The sequence below is a fragment of the Agromyces agglutinans genome (assembly GCF_009647605.1).
Lineage (GTDB): Bacteria > Actinomycetota > Actinomycetes > Actinomycetales > Microbacteriaceae > Agromyces > Agromyces agglutinans.
Genome location: NZ_WJIF01000002.1, coordinates 366231 through 385275 on the forward strand (window position 1 = coordinate 366231; position 19045 = coordinate 385275).

General features: G+C 72.8%; 18 protein-coding genes. 10 read left to right on the forward strand and 8 right to left on the reverse strand.

From position 1 onward, the window contains the following. The first annotated feature begins 5 nt into the window (after window positions 1-5). The 3 genes from GE115_RS04915 to GE115_RS04925 are packed head-to-tail and all read left to right on the forward strand — an operon-like array spanning window position 6 to window position 3226. Window positions 6-1232 (forward strand): acyl-CoA dehydrogenase family protein, encoded by a 1227-nt coding sequence (locus GE115_RS04915; RefSeq protein ID WP_312854905.1) that lies wholly within the window; start codon window positions 6-8, stop codon window positions 1230-1232. Beyond that, a complete protein-coding gene (locus GE115_RS04920) occupies window positions 1229-2461 on the forward strand; it encodes an acyl-CoA dehydrogenase family protein (protein ID WP_153683661.1) in 1233 nt (410 codons plus the stop codon). Before GE115_RS04915 ends, GE115_RS04920 begins: the two co-directional genes overlap by 4 nt. A 57-nt stretch (window positions 2462-2518) precedes the next feature. Further along, on the forward strand, window positions 2519-3226 hold the full coding sequence (locus GE115_RS04925) for an NUDIX hydrolase (protein ID WP_376765692.1): 708 nt from the start codon (window positions 2519-2521) through the stop codon (window positions 3224-3226). Window positions 3227-3345: 119 nt separating this feature from the next. On the opposite strand, the gene GE115_RS04930 is transcribed toward GE115_RS04925, so the two are convergent. Together GE115_RS04930 and GE115_RS04935 are read right to left on the reverse strand one after the other, a co-directional pair. Next, window positions 3346-4143, reverse strand: coding sequence for an HAD-IIA family hydrolase (locus GE115_RS04930; RefSeq protein ID WP_153683662.1), 798 nt, complete (start codon window positions 4141-4143; stop codon window positions 3346-3348). A gap of 64 nt (window positions 4144-4207) precedes the next feature. Next, complete coding sequence (locus GE115_RS04935; protein WP_153683663.1) at window positions 4208-4864, reverse strand: metal-dependent transcriptional regulator; 657 nt, start codon at window positions 4862-4864, stop codon at window positions 4208-4210. Between the two features lie 107 nt (window positions 4865-4971). On the opposite strand from GE115_RS04935, the gene GE115_RS04940 reads away from it, so the two are divergent. After that, window positions 4972-6363, forward strand: a complete 1392-nt coding sequence (locus GE115_RS04940; protein WP_153683664.1) for an MFS transporter — start codon at window positions 4972-4974, stop codon at window positions 6361-6363. A 41-nt stretch (window positions 6364-6404) separates the two neighbouring features. Here GE115_RS04940 and GE115_RS04945 read toward each other — a convergent pair whose 3' ends face one another. Further along, entirely contained in the window at window positions 6405-6992 is a 588-nt protein-coding gene (locus GE115_RS04945; protein WP_216648754.1) for a TetR/AcrR family transcriptional regulator, read from the reverse strand. Window positions 6993-7088: 96 nt separating this feature from the next. Continuing rightward, window positions 7089-8573, reverse strand: coding sequence for an Nramp family divalent metal transporter (locus tag GE115_RS04950; protein ID WP_153683665.1), 1485 nt, complete (start codon window positions 8571-8573; stop codon window positions 7089-7091). A 148-nt stretch (window positions 8574-8721) separates the two neighbouring features. Here GE115_RS04950 and GE115_RS04955 point away from each other — a divergent pair, with 148 nt between their 5' ends. After that, on the forward strand, window positions 8722-9414 hold the full coding sequence (locus tag GE115_RS04955) for a TrmH family RNA methyltransferase (RefSeq protein ID WP_312854906.1): 693 nt from the start codon (window positions 8722-8724) through the stop codon (window positions 9412-9414). Between the two features lie 3 nt (window positions 9415-9417). On the opposite strand, the gene GE115_RS04960 is transcribed toward GE115_RS04955, so the two are convergent. The 4 genes from GE115_RS04960 to GE115_RS04975 all read right to left on the reverse strand — a co-directional run bounded on the left by GE115_RS04960 (window position 9418) and on the right by GE115_RS04975 (window position 13368). Continuing rightward, on the reverse strand, window positions 9418-10251 hold the full coding sequence (locus tag GE115_RS04960) for a hypothetical protein (protein ID WP_153683666.1): 834 nt from the start codon (window positions 10249-10251) through the stop codon (window positions 9418-9420). Next, window positions 10233-11105 carry an NAD-dependent epimerase/dehydratase family protein gene (locus GE115_RS04965; RefSeq protein ID WP_153683667.1) on the reverse strand — a complete coding sequence of 291 codons (873 nt, stop codon included), beginning with the start codon at window positions 11103-11105 and terminating at the stop codon, window positions 10233-10235. The genes GE115_RS04960 and GE115_RS04965 overlap by 19 nt, the downstream gene beginning before the upstream one ends. Then, window positions 11102-12178 (reverse strand): substrate-binding domain-containing protein, encoded by a 1077-nt coding sequence (locus GE115_RS04970; protein ID WP_172979708.1) that lies wholly within the window; start codon window positions 12176-12178, stop codon window positions 11102-11104. Before GE115_RS04970 ends, GE115_RS04965 begins: the two co-directional genes overlap by 4 nt. A 134-nt stretch (window positions 12179-12312) precedes the next feature. After that, complete coding sequence (locus tag GE115_RS04975) at window positions 12313-13368, reverse strand: hydroxyacid dehydrogenase (protein WP_153683669.1); 1056 nt, start codon at window positions 13366-13368, stop codon at window positions 12313-12315. Window positions 13369-13570: 202 nt separating this feature from the next. Between GE115_RS04975 and GE115_RS04980 the strand changes: the two genes are divergently transcribed. From GE115_RS04980 to GE115_RS05000, 5 genes are all read left to right on the forward strand, one after another. Beyond that, window positions 13571-14941 (forward strand): extracellular solute-binding protein, encoded by a 1371-nt coding sequence (locus GE115_RS04980; RefSeq protein ID WP_153683670.1) that lies wholly within the window; start codon window positions 13571-13573, stop codon window positions 14939-14941. Next, on the forward strand, window positions 14938-15915 hold the full coding sequence (locus tag GE115_RS04985; RefSeq protein WP_153683671.1) for a carbohydrate ABC transporter permease: 978 nt from the start codon (window positions 14938-14940) through the stop codon (window positions 15913-15915). Before GE115_RS04980 ends, GE115_RS04985 begins: the two co-directional genes overlap by 4 nt. Beyond that, window positions 15912-16859: a carbohydrate ABC transporter permease gene (locus GE115_RS04990; protein WP_312854907.1), complete on the forward strand. Its 948-nt coding sequence runs from the start codon at window positions 15912-15914 to the stop codon at window positions 16857-16859. Before GE115_RS04985 ends, GE115_RS04990 begins: the two co-directional genes overlap by 4 nt. Next, window positions 16856-18133, forward strand: a complete 1278-nt coding sequence (locus tag GE115_RS04995) for an enolase C-terminal domain-like protein (protein ID WP_312854908.1) — start codon at window positions 16856-16858, stop codon at window positions 18131-18133. The genes GE115_RS04990 and GE115_RS04995 overlap by 4 nt, the downstream gene beginning before the upstream one ends. Window positions 18134-18225: 92 nt before the next feature. Next, window positions 18226-18963: a sugar phosphate isomerase/epimerase family protein gene (locus GE115_RS05000; protein WP_216648755.1), complete on the forward strand. Its 738-nt coding sequence runs from the start codon at window positions 18226-18228 to the stop codon at window positions 18961-18963. Window positions 18964-19045: the final 82 nt, after the last annotated feature.

The following is a 19045-nucleotide window of genomic DNA, read 5'->3' on the forward strand; positions in this document are numbered from 1 at the left end:
TGCGGGTGCCGACCTTCGATGAGGCCGCCTTCCGTGCGGCGGTCGACGCATTCGCACCCGGCGCGGCCGAGCGCGAGCGCGACCGGACCCTGCTCTTCGCCGAGGTGTCCCGCCTGCAGGAGCTCGGCTTCGGCGCGCAGCGGCTGCCTGCCGAGCTCGGCGGTCCCGACGAGGCCTTCGAGGCGGTCATCGCCCGACTCATCGACCTCGCCGCCGCCGACTCGAACCTCGCGCACGTGCAACGAGGCCACCTCGCGTTCGTGGAGGCCCTGCGCCTCGACTCGGTGCCCGAGGCCGACCTGCGCGAGCAGGCTCCGCGTCTGCGCACCTGGGCCGGACGCATCCTCGCCGGGGAGTTCGTCGGCAATGCCCAGTCGGAGCGGCAACTGCTCGGTGAACTCGGGACGCGGCTCCAACGCGATGACCACGGGCTTCGGCTCACCGGGCGCAAGTACTACACGACGGGCTCGATCTACGCGGACTGGATCCACCTCTCGGCGCTCGAGGGCGACGAGCGCGTCGCGGTCACCGTCTCGGCACGGCAGCCGGGTGTTCGGACCATCGACGACTGGGACGGCTTCGGCCAACCGCTGACGGGGAGCGGCACGACCGTGTTCGACGGGGCGGTGGTCGACGCCGCCGAGGTGAGCTCGGCCGGCGATCCGTCCCGCTGGACGCTCATCGGCGCGGTCTTCCAGCTGGTGCTGCTCGCGGTGGTCGCGGGCATCGCGCGGCGCGCCCTCGACGACACCGTCGAGTACGTACGGCCCCGCGAACGCACCTTCGGCTATCCGGGCGCCCGCCCGCCACGAAACGACCCGCTGGTGCAGGCGCAGCTCGGACGGCTCTCGGCCGCGTCCGCCGCCGCTCGCGCCGTCGTGCTCGACGCGGGCCGTACCCTCGGGGCGGTCCTCGAGCGCACCCGCGCCGGGACCGCGGGGCCGACCGAGGCGCGCGACGCGCAGCTGCAGGTCTTCCGCGCCCAGCACACCGTGCCGGCCCTGGTGCTCGACGTCCTGACGGAGCTGTTCGAGGTCGGCGGAGCCTCCGCCGTCGGCACCGGCCGCGCGCTCGATCGGCACTGGCGCAACGTCCGGACGATCGCCTCGCACAATCCCACGGCGCAGCGCCTCGCCGCGCTCGGCCAGTTCGAGCTCGATGGCACGCTCCCCGACTGGCAGGCCCCTGGGGCGCCCCAAGCCGCGGAGGTTCGAGAGGCGGCGCTCCGATGACGCTCACCGAGAGGCTGCCGCCCGTTTCCGGCGAGGGCCGTTCCGGCACGCTCGTGGAACGGTTCGCCGCGCTGTTCGACGAGCTCGGCGAAGGCGCCGTCGCGCGCGAGCGCGACCGTCGGCTGCCCCATGCCGAGGTGGCGCGGCTCCGCGACGCCGGCTTCACGAAGGTGACGCTGCCCGTCGAGTTCGGCGGCGACGGTGCCTCGCACGCCGAGTTCTTCGACCTGCTCGCCGAGCTGGCACGCCGCGATCCCAACCTCGCCCAGCTCTTCCGCTCGCACTTCGCCTTCGTCGACCGGACGGCGCTCGCAGCCGCCTCGCGGGAGCGGGACGCCCGCTTGCGGCTCGTCGCCGAGGGACTCGTCATCGGGAACGCCTCCCACGAGCGCTCCGCGGCGAAGGTCGGCTCGTTGTCGACGAAGCTGACCCTCGCGGCCGACGGCGGTCTCCGGCTGAGTGGAACGAAGCACTACAGCACGGGCACCCTGTTCGCCGACCTCGTCTCAGTGACCGCCGAAGACGACGACGGCGAGCAGGTCGCGGTGCTCGTCCGCGCGGATGCGCCCGGCGTCGACCGGGTCGACGACTGGAACGGATTCGGGCAGCGGCTCACCGGCAGCGGAACCACCGTCTTCGACGGCGTGCGGGTCGATCCGGGCGAGGTGTCGCGCGTCGGCGACCGTCGGCCCTCGCACGGATCGGCCTACGTGCAGCTCGTGCTGCTCGCCGTGGTCTCCGGGATCGGCCGTGCGGTCGTGGACGATGCCGTGCGCTTCGTGCGCGCCCGCACCCGCGTCTACAGCCACGGCAGCGGTTCGACCTCCTCGGCGGACCCCATCGTGCAGGAGACCATCGGCGAGCTCGACGCACTCGCCTTCGCGGCCGACGCCGCCGTGGGCGCGCTCGCCGCCGGGCTCGACCGCTCGACCGCGGCGCAACTCGCCGGCGTCGACGATGCCGCACTGCGACCCATTATCGAGCGGCTCGACGCCGACACCGCACGAGCACAGCTCGTGGTGCTGCCGAGCGTCCTCGACGCGGCGACGAAGCTCTTCGAGGTCGGCGGCGCGAGCGCCACCGACTCCGACCTCGCCCTCGATCGGCACTGGCGCAACGCCCGCACGATCGCCTCGCACAATCCGGCGCGGTACAAGGCGCGCGCCCTCGGCGAACTCCGGCTCGCCGGAACGCCGGTGACCGGATGGTGGAGCACGGGCGAATCCTGACGTCCGACCGCCCGTCGTTCGACCCGGGCGTGGTCACGCACGGCGTAGCCTCGTCACGTGGTCGCACACGAGAACGAACCCCCGACGACGGCGCGCGAGCAGCTGGCGGCGCTCGCCTCGACCGACGGCGGCCTCGGCCCGTGGATCGCGGAGGCACCGGCGAACCCCGACTCGCGCCCGGCCGCGGTGCTCCTCCTCTTCGGGGTGCTCGACGGCCGGCCCAGCGACCACGACGCGCAGGTCCGCGCGGTCTCGAGCGACCTCGACGTGCTGCTGCTCTCGCGCGCAGCGACCCTGCGTTCGCACGCCGGGCAGGTCGCGTTCCCGGGCGGCCGCATCGACCCGGGCGACGACGGTCCGATCGGCGCCGCCCTGCGCGAGGCGCGCGAGGAGACCGGGCTCGACACCGCGGGCGTCGAGGTGCTCGGCACGCTCGACGAGCTGCCGCTGCCGTACTCGCAGCACCTCGTGACGCCCGTGATCGGCTGGTGGCGGCAGCAGTCGCCAGTGCGCGTGGTCGACGTCGCCGAGTCCGCCGATGTGTTCCGAGCGCCGGTCGCCGACCTGCTCGCCGCGGCGAACCGCCGCACGACGGTGTTCCGCCGCGACGGTGAGGAGTGGCGCGGGCCGGGCTTCCTGGTCGCCGGCTCGGCCGGGACGCACGTCGTGTGGGGGTTCACCGCGCTCGTGCTCGACACCCTGTTCGACCGGCTCGGCTGGACCGAGCCCTGGGATCGCGAGCGCGAGATCGAGCTCGAGCCGTAGGTCGGGATTCCCGCGCGCCCGTCGGTCGAGGAGCGACGAAGGAGCGTATCGAGACCACGTCACCGGGTCTCGATACGGCGCTGGCGCGCCTCCTCGACCGACGCGGTGGAGGCGCCGGCCTACAGCTCGGTCTCGGCGGGCTCGGCCACGACGAGTTCGTGCACGCCCGTGAGCACCTCGTCGGGGCGGAACGGGTAGCGCTCGATCTCGCGCCGGTCGCTGATGCCGGTCAGCACGAGCACGGTGTGCAGGCCCGCCTCGATGCCCGCGACGATGTCGGTGTCCATGCGGTCGCCGATCATCGCGGTGTTCTCGGAGTGCGCGCCGATCTTGTTGAGCGCCGACCGGAACATCATCGGGTTGGGCTTGCCCACCACGTACGGCTCCTTGCCCGTCGCCTTCGTGATGAGCGCGGCGATCGCCCCGGTCGCCGGCAGCGGTCCGTCGGCGCTCGGGCCCGTGGCATCCGGATTGGTGACGATGAATCGCGCGCCCGCGCCGATCAGCCGGATCGCCTTGGTGATCGCGTCGAACGAGTAGTTGCGCGTCTCGCCGACGACGACGAAGTCGGGGTTCGTCTCCGTCATGATGTAGCCGGCCTCGTGCAGCGCCGTGAGGATGCCGGCCTCGCCGATCACGAACGCCGAGCCGCCGGGCAGCTGCTGCTTGAGGAAGTCGGCCGTCGCGAGCGCCGAGGTCCACAGCCGGTCCTCGGGGACGTTCAGGCCCGATGCGCGAAGCCTCGCCGAGAGGTCGCGCGCGGTGAAGATCGAATTGTTGGTGAGTACGAGGTAGGGCGTGCCCGCGTCCTCCCACTGCTGCAGCAGGTCGGCGGCGCCCGGCAGCGCGTGGTTCTCGTGCACGAGAACGCCGTCCATGTCGGTCAGCCAGCACTCGACCTCGTCGCGTCGTCCCATGCGTCCAGCGTAGAGGGCGGGCATGTCGGGCCGGTGACGGCCGCGTGACGGGCGGCTCGCGGGCCTACGCGCTCAGCCAGATGCCGCGGGCCGCCTCGGCGGCGACCTCGACGGGGCGGGCGTCGACGGAGATCCGCACGGCGTCGGCCGAGGCATCCGTCACCGCGATCTCGACGCCGGGGCCGACGCCCGCCGCCTCGAGGTCGCGCAGTACGTCGGGATCGCGATCGGAGATGCGGATGACGCGGCCCGTGTGCCCCGCGGGCGCATCGGCCAGCAGCACGAACGCCTCGACGGCGATCGACCCGTCGGCGGCGGGGATGGCGTCGCCGTGCGGATCGCGGGCCGGGCGCCCGAGTCGCGCGTCGATCGCCTCGAGCAGCCGGTCGCTGACCGCGTGCTCGAGCACCTCGGCCTCGTCGTGGACCTCGTGCCAGCCGTATCCCATCTCGCGCACGAGCCAGGTCTCGATCAGCCGGTGCCGGCGCACGACCGCGAGTGCGCGCGCGCGCCCGGCGTCGGTGAGCCGCAGCGGGCCGTAGGGCACGTGCGCGATCAGCCCGGCGGCGGCCATCTTCTTGACCATCTCGGTGACCGACGAGGGCGCGACGCCGAGTCGGTCGGCGAGCACCTTGGGCGTGATGGGGTCGGGTTGCCACTCGGTGTGCGCGTACACCGTCTTGAGGTAGTCCTCGATCGCGGGATTCTTGCTGGCCGGCATCGGGCTCAGGATATCGGGGATCGGGGACGGGGCTCTTGTCGAACACGCGTGTTCATGTTAGCTTTCGCGAACACGACTGTTCGAGTTACTCGGGAGGGAGTACTCAGATGTCCACTTCGACCGGCGATACGCCCGTGGCGACCATCAGGAACCCGCGGCGGTGGCGGATGCTGGCATTCCTCGGCATCGCCCAGCTCATGCTCGTGATCGACGTCACCGTCGTCGCGCTGGCGCTTCCGCAGATCGGCACCGACCTCGATCTCTCTCGCGCATCGCTCACCTGGGTGGTGAGCATCTACGCCCTCGTCTTCGGCGGGCTCATGCTGCTCGGCGGCAAGGCCGCCGACGTCGTCGGAAGCCGGCGCGTCGTGTTGGCCGGGCTCGCCGTCTTCACCATCGCGTCCCTCGTCACGGGCTTCGCGACCGATGCGGTCACGCTGCTCGCCGGCCGCGCGCTGCAGGGCCTCGGCGCGGCGGCGATGTCACCGGCGGCGCTGGCCGTGATCGCCCGCACGTTCGACGGCGCCGAACTGGCCAAGGCGCTGGGCGTCTGGTCGGCGCTCGGCGGCGCCGGCGCAGCGCTCGGGGTGCTGCTCGGCGGGCTCCTGACCTCGGGTCCGGGCTGGTCGTGGGTGTTCTGGATCAACGTGCCGATCGGCGTCCTCCTGTTCATCGCCCTCTGGCGGACCATCCCGTCGATGCCGGGCTCCGGCGGCCGACTCGACTGGCTCGGCGCCGCGCTCGTGACCGGCTCGACCGCATCGGTGATCACCGGGCTCGTGAGCGCCGGGGATGCCGGCTGGCTCAGCTTCGCCGCCCTGCTGCCCATCCTCGCCGGAGCGGTCGGCTACTCGCTCTTCGCGTGGCGGCAACGCGTCGCCCGAAACCCGCTGCTCGAGATCGGGATGCTCACGCGGCCACCCGTCGTGGCGGGCCTCGGCCTGATCTTCGTCGCCACCGCGCTGATGATCGGCATCTTCTTCCTCGGCTCGTTCATCTTCCAGCGAGTCCATGGGTTCTCGGCGCTGGACACCGGGCTGGTGTTCATCCCGGTCGCGCTCGGAACGATCGCGGGCGCTCAGATCGGGGGCCGCGCCGGGCCCCGCATCGGGGTGCGCACGGTCGCCGTGATCGGCCTGCTCGTCAGCGCGCTCGGGATGGCCGCGGCAGCGGGCATCCCCAGCATGACGGTGCTCGTGATCGCGATGAGCGTCGCGGCGCTCGGCATCGGGATGGTGTTCGTGTCCGCGTCGACCAGCATGTTCACCGCGATCGCGCCGCACGAGGCGGGCGTCGGCTCTGGGGCGCTGAGCACGATGCACGAGTTCGGCGCGGCGACGGGTGTCTCGGCCGTCTCCAGCGTGGCCGCAGCCGCGCTCGTCGACGACGCGTTCGCCGCCTACGACCTCGGATTCTGGTTCGCCGCCGTGGTCGCCGCCGCTTCCGGCCTCGTGGCCCTCGTGCTCGTGCCCGGCCGCAAACGGGCTGCGACGGCGTAGCGGCGCCGCGGGGCTTCGCGCGATGGCCGCGTCGCCGGCCTCTATCGAGAGGTCGGCGATGCGAGCAGGGCGAGTGCGGTGTCGCGGACGAGCCTCGGGGCCTCGTCCGCGTCGAGCTCGCCGCGATGCACCGAGCCCGACGCGGCGTGCAGCACCGCTTGGATCGCCGTGATCTGCCACTCGACCGGCATGTCGGCACGGAATCGGCCTGCACGGCGGCCGCGTTCCACGAGAGCGCGCGCCCGCTCGTGCAGCCCCACGTGCGCACGACGCATCGCCTCGGGTGGAAGCACCTGACCGGCGGCGACGACGATCCCGCCGAATCGATGCGTCAGGTGCCAGGTCGTCTCGAGCAGTCGTGCCATCGCCTCGCCCGCGTCGCCGCTCAGGTCGATGTCGCTCAGCGCCGCCTCGGTCTGGGCGACGGCGCGGGTGGCGACTTCGGTGACGAGGGCGGTACGCGAGTCGAAGTGGCCGTACAACGTCACTCGACCGACCCCGGCGGCCTTCGCGATCTCCTGGACGCTGGCGTCGGGGTCGACGGCCAGGAGAGCCGTGGCCGCCTCGATGATGGCCTCGATGTTCCGTCGCGCATCCGCGCGCTTCGGCGGTGCAGTGGTCGTGGACACGGAAGCCCCTTCCTGTACAGCTGTGTTCAGCTTAGTCCGCGCCGGCCCGAGCGGGCCGCGGCGGAGGGTGCGCCGCGGCACGTGTGGCCCCTCGCCTCAGGCGCCCGTGAGCACGAGCCAGAGCAGCATCCCGTTCAGCGTGATCAGGAACACGGATGCCGCGACGCCCGCGGCCGTCGTCGCCCAGTGGTTGCGCCAGCGGCCGAGGAGGCCCTGCTTCGCCGTCAGCCAGACGAGCGGCACGAGCGCGAACGGGATGCCGAAGCTCAGCACGACCTGGCTGAGCACCAGCGAGAGCGTCGGGTCGAAGCCGAGGGCGAGAATCGCGAGCGCGGGCACGAGCGTCACCAGACGGCGCAGCAGCAGCGGGATGCGCACCCGCAGCAGCCCGTGCATGATCTCGGCGCCCGCGTAGGCGCCGACCGACGTCGACGCGAGGCCCGAGGCCAGCAGCCCCACCGCGAAGAGGGTGGCGATGACGGGGCCGAGTGCCGCGTCGAGTGCCGCGTAGGCGCCCTCGAGGCTGTCGGTGCCCGGAACGCCCGCCAGGTTCACGGCCGCGAGCAGCAGGATGCAGAGGTTCACGGTGCCGGCGATCGCCATCGCGATCGTGACATCCCACCGCGTCGCGCGCAGCAGCGCGTCGGTCGGGAGGCGCGTCGCCGTGCCCGGCAGCAGTTCGGGAGCGTCGGTTCCGCGGGTGATGCGGAGCCACGAGGGGCCCCGGACGGCGCCGGTCGAGGGGATGCCTCGGGCCGAGGCATCCGCACCGCCGGCCTGCCCGCCCGGCGTCGCGAACCGGTCGCGCGAGAGCGCCGAGTGCGCGTAGATCGCGTGCGGCATGATCGTGGCGCCCAGGATGGATGCCGCGAGCAGGACCGAGTTGGTGTCGGCGAACCGCGGCACGAGACCGGCGAAGAGTCCCGCGGGATCGGGCGGGGCCACGAAGACGCCGACCGTGAACCCGACCGCGATGATCGCGAGCAGGCCGACGATGACGAACTCGAACGTGCGCGGACCGCGTCGCGACTGCACGACGAGCAGCACCATCGACACCGTGCCCGTGATGAGCCCGCCCCAGATGAGCGGCACGCCGAACAGGAGGTTGAGCGCCACGGCGCCGCCGATGACCTCGGCGAGGTCGGTCGCCATCGCGACGAGTTCGGCCTGCAGCCAGTACGCGCGCCGGCTCCACGCGTTGCGCAGGCGGCCGCCGAGCACCTCGGGCAGGCTGCGGCCGGTGACGATGCCGAGCTTGGCCGACAGGTACTGGATGAGCCAGGCCATCACGTTCCCCAGCACCACGACCCACACGAGCAGGTAGCCGTACTGCGCGCCCGCCGTCATGTTGCTCGCGACGTTGCCGGGGTCGAGATACGCGACGCCTGCGACGAGCGCCGGCCCGATCAGCCAGGCGATGCGAGGTACGGATGCCTCGCGCCGAGGCCGTGGGCCCGGTCGGCGCCCGGACCGCGGCTCGGTGCCGGGGTGCGTCTCGGTGCCGGGGTGCGTCTCGGGTTGCGCCGGCCCCGGCCGGGCGGGCTCCGGCTGCGTCGTCTCGTCGTCGAGCGTTTTCGGCATGCCGAAATCGTACACATCTTTCGGCGCACCGAAAGTGCAAACCGAAGGAGAATCTGCGCGGCGCGCCGCCGCGGCAGGGCGTGTCGGCCTGGATCTCCTCCGGTCGGTCCCACCCGGCGGGGCACCTGGGGCCGGATACGTTGGTGAGGTGACCGATCGTGATTCGGATGCCACCGACCCCGAGCCCGAGCCCGCACCCGAGCCCGAGCCCGAGCCCGAGCTTCCGGCGCACGGCGTCGGGCCGTGGCCGGGCGGGCCCGAGGCGTGGCCCGACGACCCGCACTACGACCCCGAACTGCTCGAGCACGGCGACGCCCGCAACGTCGTCGACCGCTACCGGTACTGGCGGCTCGAGGCGATCGTGGCCGACCTCGACCGGACGAGGCATCCGTTCCACGTCGCGATCGAGAACTGGCAGCACGACATGAACATCGGCTCGATCGTGCGCACCGCCAACGCGTTCGCCGCCGACACCGTGCACATCATCGGCCGGCGGCGCTGGAACAAGCGCGGCGCCATGGTGACCGACCGCTACCAGCACCTCGACCACCACGCCGATGTCGCGGCATTCGCGGCGTGGGCGCACGAGGCATCCGTGCCGATCATCGCCGTCGACAACGTGCCCGGGGCCGTGCCGATCGAGGCGTTCGCGTGGCCCGAGCGGTGCGTGCTGCTCTTCGGACAGGAGGGGCCGGGACTGTCGCCCGAGGCGCAGGCCGCCGCCGACGTCGTCGTCGAGATCACCCAGTACGGCTCGACCCGGTCGCTGAACGCGAGCGCCGCGGCGGCGATCGCCATGCACTCGTGGATCCTGAGCCACGCAGCGCCCGCGAGCGGCTGACCGTCAGGGGGCGGGTACCACCGTCCAGTCGATCCGTTGCGCGGTGCTCGCTCCGGGCGCCAGGGTCGTGAGGGCGCCCATGACCTCGAGTTCGCCGTACGCGCTGCCCGGTGCGCCCGGAGCGAACGACGCCCCCCTGCGGGCGTAGACCGCGACCCGGCTGTCGGCGTCGGGATGCGGCAGGCCGGGCTCGGGGTCGAATGCCCAATCGAACCCGGCTCCGGAGGCGAGCCGGTACCCGGCCCGTCCGGTCGCGTGGGGGAACCCGACCTTGCCGTCGGCGCCGTGCAGCCGGACCCGCCACGACCCCTCGGAGTGCGTCGCGCGAACTTCCCCGCCCAGTTCGACGGGCGGTCGAGCGTCGGCCGCGACCAGCACCGTGCAACCCGGTTCCGCCGGCACCTGGCAGACCTCCCAGATCGCCCAGGTCACCGGCCGCGGTCCGGCATTGCGGAACTCGGTGCGCTGGCGGAACCCGCGGCCGTCATCCGGCACGTCGAACCGGCGCTCGACCTGCAGGCCCGTGGCGTCATCCGGTGCCGCGATGAGGGTCACGCGCTGCACGTCGCCGATCCGCGCGACGCTCGCCCGGAACGGCGAGCCGTCGATGGGCCCGGGCGGTCCGCCCCACGAATCCTGCGGCGCCGGCCAGGCCTTCGAGCCGCCCGCGTTGGTCCACGCCCCCTCCGGCGCCTGCCATGCGCGTTCGTCGCGCCAGAGCAGGTCGATGCCGTCGACGCGCACCGCCCACAGTCGACCGCCGGGCGAAGGCAGGAACGAGAGCTCGAGCGCCCCGGCGCGCACCGCGAGCGCGCCGGTCATGAGGTCGGAATCCATGAATGCTCCGCACGGAACCCGAGCAGTCGCTCGGCGGGTTCGAGGTCGATCGGCACCTCGCGTCCCGCGAAGCGTCGCCGGCGCGGCACGCCGGGATGGTAGGCGTCGAGCAGGTGCTCGGTGTCGAGGGGGCTCAGGACATCGGGTGCGGCGACGTAGACGACGTGCGCGCCCGGTGCGCTCGGCGAGAGTCCGGCGAGCATCGCGCGCGCCGCGTCGCGCGTGTCGAGGTAGCTCCAAAGGTCGGGTGCTCCCGCGGCCGGGTCGGCGCGGAACCGGGCGGCCTGCCCGGCGAGCTCGGTCGCCGACCCGATGAACGGCAGCCGCAGCGACACGACGCGCAGGTCGTCGCGACGGGCGAACAGGTCGGCGGTCGCCTCGTCGACGCGCTTGCCCAGGGCGTACGGGTCGGTCGGCTGCAGGGGGATGCCGGCGTCGAACGGCAGGTACGGGGCGGCGAGCGGGCGCGTGGCGAACGGCAGACCGCAGATCGCGTAGCTGCTCGCGATGGCCGCCCGGCCGACGCCGTGCCGGCTCGCGGCGTCGAGCACGACGAACGTCGCGCGCGTGTTCTCGCCGAACACCTCGACGGCCGTGCCCTCGTGCGGCGACGGCCGCGCGGCGAGGTGGACGACGGCGTCGGCGCCCGCGATGGCCTCGTCGACGGCGGCGGGGTCGCCGGCATCGCCGACCACGAGGTGGTCGGCACCGTGCCGGGCCGCAGTCCCGCGGTCTGCCGGCGTGCGCACCAGGGCCGAGCCCGCGATGCCGCGCGCGGCGAGCAGGTCGAGCACGGCTCGCCCCACGCGCCCGCCGGCGCCGGTCACGAGGACGCGGCGCGGATCGGCGGTCATCCCCGTGGCGCCGCGGTGGAGGCCCGAACGTTCAGGCGGGGCTCGACCTGCGCATGCACGACCGGAGCGTCCGGCCCCTCGGCGATGCGCTCGAGGAGCATGCGGGTGGCGAGCACGCCGACCTGCGCGCGGTCGGGGGCGACGGCCGACAGCGGCGGGTCGGCCAGCGCCGAGATCTCGTCGTCGTAGGCGATGATCGACAGGTCGTCGGGAACGGTGAGCCCGAGGCCCCGGGCGCGCTGCATGAGCGCCAGCAGCGAGTTCTCGTCGCCGTGGCAGAAGAGGGCCGTCGCGCCGTGCTCGCGAATCCGGTCGAGCACGGACTCGACGCCGCCGGAGGCCCAGCTCGGGCCGACGCCGAGTTCAGCGGCGCCGAGCGCGAGCGACTCGGACTCGAGGCCCGCACGGCCGATCGCCTCATGCCAGCCGCGGCGCACGAAGTCGGCGCTCTGGGTGCGGCCCCGGCTCACGATCGCGATACGGCGATGTCCGAGCGCGATCAGGTGCTCGGCCGCGCCCGCAGCGCCGAGCTCGTGCGCCGACCGCACGGACGACCCACCGCCGAGGCCGCCGCCCGGGAGCTGACGCTCGACCAGCACGACGGGCACGGGCAGCTGCGCCAGCCGACGGCCCAACTCGGCACCGTCCTCGTCGAGTTGGATCGATGGCGCGAAGAGGATGCCGGCGACCTCGTCGCGGACGAGCTCGTCGAGGAGGCGCCCCTCTTCGTCGGGGTCGTACTCGGAGACGACGAGCTTCATCTCGGCACCGCGCTCGCGAAGCACCTCGGCGATGCCGACGGCGACGTGCCGGTAGTAGTACGAGGTCGGGATGACGACGCCGATCGATCCGTCGAAGGCGGGGGATGTCGCGGTCGTCGAGGCCGTGTCGCCCGAGCGGAGCATCGCGCCGCCCCGGACCTTGTCGAGGATGCGCTCGTCGACGAGGGTGTCGAGGTCGCGGCGGATGGTCACGTGGGAGACGCCGAGCTCTTCCACGAGGCGAGCGATCTGCACGGCGCCGTCCTCCTGGGCGCGCGCGATGATGCGGGCTCGACGTTCGGCCGCGAGCATGGCGAGTCCTTCCGGAGTGGGAGACGGCTGCGTTCCGGCCATCATGGCCGGCGGGGCGCTCAACTGTTTCACATTATCGATCACGCGGGCTTCCGATCTCGTGCGGTTCGTGAGGTTGTGACGCGGCGATCTGTTCAGGCGAGCAGATCCAGGGCGACGGAATCGACCGCCCATCGCAGCGGCAGGCCCTGTGTGAACCGCTCCAGGTCATCGAGCGTCGAGTCGGCGAGCCGGTGCGTCTCGCCGTGCATGGCGCCCGCGATGTGCGGCGTGAGCTGGACGGACGGCAGGTCGTAGAGCGGGGAGGAGGCGGGGAGAGGCTCGGGGTCGGTGACGTCGAGGACCGCGCGGATGCGGCCGGAGCGGCACGCGTCGACCAGCGCGTCGTGGTCGATCAAGGCGCCCCGGGCGGTGTTGATGAGGACGCTGCCGTCGCGCAGGAGGCCGAGGCGGCGCCGGTCGAGCAGGCCCCGCGTTTCGGGGAGCTCGGGTGCGTGGAGGCTGACGATGTCGGCCTCGCGGAGGAGGTCGTCGAGCGGCACGAGTCGCGCGTCGAGGGCCGCCGCCTCGACGTCGGCCACGGTCGGATCGGCGACGAGCACCGTCAGGTCGAACGGGCGCAGGAGTTCGGCCACTCGCCGTCCCACGCGCGACAGGCCCACGAGCCCGACGGTGCCGCCGAGGTTGATCGCGGGCGGGATGCCGCGGCGCCAGCCGTCGTCGCCGTCGCGATGCGCTCGGTAGCCCTGGATGTAGCGCCAGGTGCGCTTGCCCTCGAGCAGGATCGTGGCGAGCGCGAACTCGGCCACCGGTGTGGCGTTCGCCGTCGCGGCGGAGGTGACGACCAGCCCGCGCGCCCAGCCCGCGGCGTCGATGTGCCGCTTGACCGAGCCCCCTGCGTGGAAGACGGCGCGAAGCCTCGGGGCCGCGCCGAGGACGTCGGCGGTGACGGGCGGGCTGCCCCAGCCGGTGATCAGCACCTCGGCCTGCGCGAGTTCGTCGCGGACCGCGACCTCGTCGAAGCCGCGAGCGGGAAGCGGACCGCGGAGGTCGGCGAGCGCGCGGAGACGGTCCAGCCTCGGCCCGTCGAACAGGTCGCCGAAGTGGGTGGGGCCCATCACCACGAGGCCGCGCGGGCGGAGGCCGCCGGAGTTCGCTCGGGCCTGCGCGGTCGCCGGACTGATCGTCATGTGGCGATTGGATCACACGAAGCGCACAAAGTTCAACTGTCAGAAACTGAAACAAAGAAATTCACGAGGGGTATTGCGAAAATGAAACATTGATTGAATGATGATCGGGTCACGACGTGGTGCCCTGCTCCCTCATCGACATTCCGCGACGTGACGCGAATCCGACCAAGCTGCGACCAGCAGCACGCCAAGAGGAGTGGACATGAGCACACACAAGCGCCGCGTCGTCGGCATCGCGGCGGCCGTCGCCGTCGTCGCCGGCCTCGCCGGGTGCGCGGCGCCCGCCGACGAGGAGGACGACGGCGTCGTCGTCATCAGCGTCATGGGGATGCCCGCAGCGACCAACACCGCGGCACTGGAGCTGTTCCAGCAGCAGGTCGCGGAGTTCGAGGAGGCCAACCCCGACATCCGCGTCGTGGGCTCCGACATGCCCTGGGACGCCAAGACCTTCGCCGCACGACTGGCCGGCGGCAGCGCGCCGACCCTCCTTCGCGTGCCGCTGACCGAGCCGCCCTCGCTGATCGAGCGCGGCCAGGTGGCCGACATCGCGGCCGAGGCATCCGAACTGGAGAGCTTCGACGAGCTGAACCCGCGCATCATGGAGTTCCTCGAGCGCGATGATGCGGTGTACGGGCTGCCTGAGAAGAGCTACGCGTTCGGGCTCGTCTACAACCGCGCGCTGTTCGAAGAGGCCGGCCTCGACCCCGACGCGCCGCCCACCACCTGGGAGGAGGTGCGCGAGGCCGCGAAGCAGATCAGCGACGCGACGGGCAAGACCGGGTTCGGCGAGATCTCGACGAACAACTCGGGCGGATGGCACCTCACGGGCTATACCTACACCAACGGCGGCACCATGATCGAGCAGGGATCCGACGGCACGTGGACCGCCTCGTTCAACGACGAGCCGACGCGCGACGTGCTCGAGTGGTGGAAGCAGACGCGCTTCGAGGACGACTCGATGGGCGACAACGTCCTCGGCAAGCAGGAGGACCTGCTGGCCGAGTTCACCGCGGGCAACGTCGGCATGTGGGTCTCGGCGCCGCCCGACCTCTACCCGCTGTACGTCGCGGCCGGGGGCGACCCCGAGATCTACGGAGCCGCCGCGATGCCGCAGGGCGGAGGGGAGGCGACGCTGGCCGGTGCCACCGTGCTGATGGTGAACGCCAAGGCCAGCGCCGCGGAACGTGATGCCGCGGTCAAGTGGATGGAGTTCCGCGCACTGCGGCCCAACTACGACCCCGAGGTCGCGGCCGCGTACGCCGAGGTCTCGGCTGAGGACGGCCTCCCCGTCGGCGTGCCGGCGCTGCCGCTCTTCGATGAAGCGCGGTACGCCGAGATCCAGGAGGCCATCGCCGAGTTCGTGAACGTGCCGGTCGAGAACTTCGACCCGTACGTCGCCTCACTCGACACGCTCGCCTACGTGGCCGAGCCGGTCGTCGCCTCGCAGGAGATCTACGCCGCACTCGACCCGCTCGTGCAGGCCGTGCTCACCGACCCGAACGCGGACATCGACCGACTGCTCGACGACGCCGAGGCGCGGGTGAACACCATCCTGGAGCAGGCGCAGGGATGACCTCCGCCCCGACCCGCCTCCCCGTGCCGACGACCTCGCCGGCCGGGGAGGCGCCCCGGCACCCGGCACCCGCCGCCGCGCCTCCCCGCCGGCGGGTGCCGGGCATGCGGCGGCGCGCGTCATTGGCCGGCCTCGTCTTCCTCGTGCCCGCGCTCGTGCTGTTCGGGTACTTCGCGTGGTGGCCGATCGCTCGGAGCGTGGTGCTCGCGTTCCAGCAGACCAACCTCGTCGATCCGGCCGAGTGGGTGGGCTGGGCCAACTTCGAGCAGCTGTTCGCCGACCCGCTCCTGCCGACGGCCGCGCTCAACACGCTCTGGTTCGCAGCCCTCTCGCTGCTCATCGGCCTGCCGATCCCGCTGTTCGTCGCCGTGGCGATGTCCGAACTCCGCCGCGGCGGCGCGCTCGCGCGGGTCCTCGCCTACCTGCCGGTCGTGATCCCGCCGGTGGTGTCCGTCCTGCTGTGGAAGGTCTTCTTCGCGCCGGGCGAGAACGGCGTCGTCAACTCGGCGCTCGGCCTCGTCGGGCTCGGGCCCTTCCCGTGGCTGCAGTCGCCCGAGCTCGCGATGCCGAGCCTCGTCATCGTCGCGACCTGGTCGGGCGCCGGCACCGCGATCCTGATCTACCTCGCCGCGCTCGCCGGGGTGAGCACCGAGCTCTACGAGGCCGCCGAGCTCGACGGGGCATCCATCTGGCAGCGCGTCTGGCACGTCACGCTGCCGCAGATGCGCGGCGTCATCCTCGTGCTCCTGCTGCTCCAGATCATCGGCGCGCTGCAGGTCTTCACCGAGCCCTACGTGATGACCGACGGCGGCCCGGCGAACGCGACCGTGACGGTGCTGCTGATGATCTACCGGTACGCGTTCCTGTTCGGGAACTACGGCGTCGCGACGGCGCTGAGCGTGCTGCTCGCGGTCGTGCTCGTCATCGTCTCGGCCGTCTACCTCCGCCTGACCCGATCCTGGAGCTCCTCGTGACCGCGCCCGTCCTCCGCCCGGCTGCCCTCCGAGCCGCCGCGCTCCGAGCCGCACCCGGCCGCCGGCCGCCGTCGCCCGGGCGCCGCATCCTCTCGCCGCACGACTGGGGTCGCCGCGGCACCCGGTACGGATGGCGCGGGATCCACACGGCGTTGTTCGCCGGCCTCGTGCTGCTCGGCGCGCTTCCGTTGATCTGGATGGCCCGGGCCGCGGTCTCCACGACGACCGACCTCGTGCAGCGTCCGCTCGCGCTCTGGCCCGACCCGCCGATGTGGTCGAACCTCGCCGACGCGTGGAACCTGCTGGGCATCGGCCAGTACCTCTGGAACACCGTGTGGCTCGTGGCCGGTTCGTGGGTCGTGCAGCTGATCGTCGCGGCCACCGCGGGCTTCGCGCTCGCCGTGATCCGGCCCTGGTACGGCAGGTACGTCTACGCCGCGCTGCTCGTCACGCTGTTCGTGCCGGGCACGGTGACCCTCATCGCGCTCTACCTGACCGTGCTCGACCTGCCGGGGATCGGCATCTCCATCGCCGACACCCCGTGGGCGGTCTGGCTCCCGGCCGGCGCGCACGCGTTCAACATCCTGCTCGCCAAGCAGTTCTTCGACGCGATCCCGCGCGAGCTGTTCGAGGCGGCGCAGGTCGACGGCGCGGGCTGGTTCACGATCTTCCGGCGCATCGTGCTGCCCATGTCGAAGCCGATCCTCGCCGTGATCTCGCTGCTGGCGATCATGACGGCGTGGAAGGACTTCCTCTGGCCGCTCATCGTGCTGACCGACCCGGCGCTGCAACCGCTGTCCGTCGCGCTCCCGAGGCTGGCCCAGAACACCGATCCGGCGTACCTGATCGCGGGCCTCGTCATCGCGAGCGTGCCGCCCATCATCGTGTTCCTGGCGTTCCAACGGCAGATCGTCAGCGGCATCGGCTTCACGGGGCTGAAGTGACGACGATCGCCGCGCTCGACGAGCCCATGGCCGAGACGCGCGCGCCGTGGGAGGACCGCGACGGGGTGCGCATCACGCGCGTCCGCCCGATCGTCACCGCGCCCGAGGGCGTCGCACTCGTCATCGTCCGCATCGAGACCAGCGAGGACGGGCTTGTCGGGTACGGCTGCGCGACCTTCGCCCAGCAGTTTGCCGCGGTCGCGCGCCTGGTCGTGCACCTCGCGCCCCTGGTCGTCGGCCGCAATCCCGCCGATCGCGGCGACCTCGTGCGGATGCTCCACCACTCGGGCTACTGGCGCGACGGACCCGTCGGCAACTCGGCCATCTCCGGCATCGACCAGGCGCTGTGGGATCTCGCAGGGAAGCGGGCCGGCATGCCGGTGTACGAGCTGCTCGGCGGTCGCGTGCGCGCCGCGGCGCCGATCTACCTGCACGCGGGCGGCGACACGGTCGAGCAGACGCTCGACGAGGCGCGTGCGATCCTCGCGAGCGGCGTCGGCCATGTGCGCATCCAGTCGCGCCAGCCGGGACTGGGCAGCTACGGAACGCCCCGCTGGGGCGGCGGATACCCCGACTCGCCGTACCCCGACGGCTGGGATCCGCGGCAGTACCTGCGGGCGACGCCCGAGCTGTTCCGGCGGGCCAGGGAGGAGCTCGGCGCCGACGTCGAACTGCTGCACGACGCGCATTCGAGGCTCTCCGTGCGCGAGGCGCGCACGCTCGCCGACGACCTGGCGCCGTACCGGCCGTTCTTCCTGGAGGACCCGATCCCGCCCGAGGCGTACGACCGGTTGCCCGAGCTCGGCGCCGCCTCGCGCGTGCCGATCGCGGTGGGCGAGCTGTTCACCTCGGCGAGCGCGGCGGCGGGCGCCGTGCGCCGGGGCGGCATCGACTTCCTCCGCGTGCACGTCTCGGCCGTCGGCGGGCTGACGCCGGCGACGCGCCTCACCGCGCTCTGCGAACTCGAGGGCGTGCGCACGGCGTGGCACGCTCCGGCCGACGTGTCGCCGTTCGGCGCCGCCGCGAACGTCGCGCTCGACGTCGCGAGCCCGGCGTTCGGCATCCAGGAGGGGCACGTCTACTCGGATGCCGCGGTCGAGGTGTTCCCCGGCACGTTGCAGCCCGAGCAGGGCCACCTGGCGCCGTCGCCGGCGCCGGGCTGGGGCATCGGGCTCGACGAGCGCGCCGCGGCCCGCTTCGAGCCGCAGCCGTACGCGCACGAGCGCTGGGCGGCGCAGGTGCGCCGGCCTGACGGCTTCCTCGAGTCGCCCTGAGCCGAGGCCGGCGCCTCCGGCCCACCCGGGCGCGGCCGGCCGAACCCGGCGCGACTCCTCCGACCCATCCCCGCACCAGTGAAAGGCCGCACGTGGCATCCCTCTCCGTCCAGCTCTACTCCGTCCGCGAAGCGCTCGCCGACGACCCCCGCGCGGCGTTCGAACGACTCGTCGGGCTCGGCTTCGAGGAGGTCGAGCTGTTCGACCTCGTGCGTTGGGGGCCCATCCTCGCCGGACCCCTCGGCGACCTCCCGCTCCGGGCGCCCGTCGCGCATGCCAGGATCGTCGGCAACGCCGACGTCGCCGACGTCTTCGCCGCGGCGCGCGAACTGGGCGTCACGACGGTGATCGAGCCGGCCGTCCGCGAAGGATGGGACGATGCGGCATCCGTCGATCGCATCGCCGGCCGACTGAACGCGCTCGCCGTCGACGCGGCCGCGTCCGGACTCGTCGTCGGCTACCACAACCACTGGTGGGAGTTCGGCGATGTCGGGGGCCGAACCGCGTTCGAGCACTTCGCCGATCACCTCGCGCCAGAGGTCGTGCTCGAGCTCGACGCCTACTGGGCCGCCACGGCGGGCGTCGACCTCGTCGCCCTGGGCACGCGCCTTGCCGGGCGCATCCGCCACCTGCACGTCAAGGACGGCCCGCTCGAGCTCGACCCCGCCACGCAGGTGCCGGCGGGCGCGGGCCGCGCCGACCTGCGCGGCGTGCTGCGCGCGGTCCCGGATGCCACGCGCGTGCTCGAGTTCGACGCCGCTCCCGGCGACGTGTTCGAGGCACTCGCGGCGAGCGCCGCGTGGGTGCGCGAGCCGGAGGGCGCCCGATGAGCGGGACCGAGGCGGCAGGGCGCGGGCACGCCGGCCGCGACGACGTCGGCCGCGCGCACCCCTCCGGTGGGCACGTCGGCCG